This window comes from Methylobacterium sp. GC_Met_2 (assembly GCF_026540795.1).
Taxonomy (GTDB): Bacteria; Pseudomonadota; Alphaproteobacteria; order Rhizobiales; family Beijerinckiaceae; genus Methylobacterium.
This window is the reverse complement of sequence record NZ_JALNUM010000261.1, coordinates 1-1,053: the sequence shown is the minus strand read 5'-3', so window position 1 is coordinate 1,053 and position 1,053 is coordinate 1. Positions and strand designations below refer to the sequence as shown.

Below are 1,053 nucleotides of genomic sequence, written 5' to 3'. Positions count from 1 at the left end.
CTAGAGCGTTTTCGGTTTAATCTGGGTCGTATCCTGCGGCGGCGAAGAAATTGGCGCACTCGTCTGGCGTTACGGTGTCGATGAGCCGTCCGATGGCCGACCATAGCCCTTCGACGGTGCGCTCGGCGGCCTTGCGCAGCAGCGCCTTGAGCTTGGAGAAGGCCATCTCGATCGGGTTGAAGTCCGGCGAGTAGGGCGGGAGGAACAGCAACCGCGCGCCCGCTGCTTCGATGGCCGCGCGCACGGCCGGGCCTTTGTGGCTGCCGAGGTTGTCCATCACGACGATGTCGCCCGGGATGAGTTCGGGCACGAGCACGCGCTCGACGTAGGCCTGGAAGACGTCGCGGTTGATCGGCCCGTCCAGCACGAACGGCGCGGCGATCCCAGACAGGCGCAGGCCCGCCACCAGGGTGGTGGTCTTCCAATGGCCGTGCGGCACGGGTGAGCGCAGCCGCTCGCCGCGCGGTGAGCGCCCGCGGGTGCGGGCCATGTTGGTGGCCGTCCAGGTCTCGTCGAGGAACACCAGGCGGCTGGGATCAAGGTCGGGCTGGCCCTCAAACCACGCCTCGCGGGCGGCCTTCACGTCCGGGCGATCCTGCTCGGTCGCGTGGGCTGTCTTTTTTTGTACGTCAGGCCGCGCGCGTCGAGGAAGCTCCACAGGGTCCCCAGCCCGACCGTGAGCGCGTGTTCCTCCCGCAGGCGGATCCGCATCTCCTGCAGGGTGATGTCGTCCCGCTCGGCGATCAGGCCGCGCAGGAACGCCTCGTGCGGATCGAGCTTGGAGCGGCGCGCCCGCCCTTGCGGTCGAGCCGCCACCGTCCCAGTCGTGGCCAGTGCCGTCATCCAGCGGACCGCCGTTGCGGCACCGACCCCGAAGCGCTTGGCCGCTTGCCGACGCGAGGTCGCACCTGCCGCGTCCACTACCCGCTCACGCAGATCCTGGCTGTAGGGTCGGCCCATGGTCTGCTCCTCATCTGGAGCGCGCAATGAATCAGCCCAACAGCCCGACGTGAACCCCAACTGGCCGATTCAGCCCAAACCGAAAACGCTCTA

At 68.2% G+C, this 1,053-nt stretch carries 1 protein-coding gene; it reads right to left on the bottom strand.

Annotation, left to right across the window (positions count from 1 at the left end):
• Nucleotides 1-16: 16 nt before the first annotated feature.
• Nucleotides 17-960 (bottom strand): IS630 family transposase gene (locus OXS49_RS33340; protein WP_267428769.1). Its coding sequence is split into 2 segments (ribosomal slippage): nucleotides 17-624 and nucleotides 624-960, totalling 945 coding nucleotides; the frame shifts between segments, so codons are not numbered across the junction.
• Nucleotides 961-1,053 lie beyond the last annotated feature (93 nt).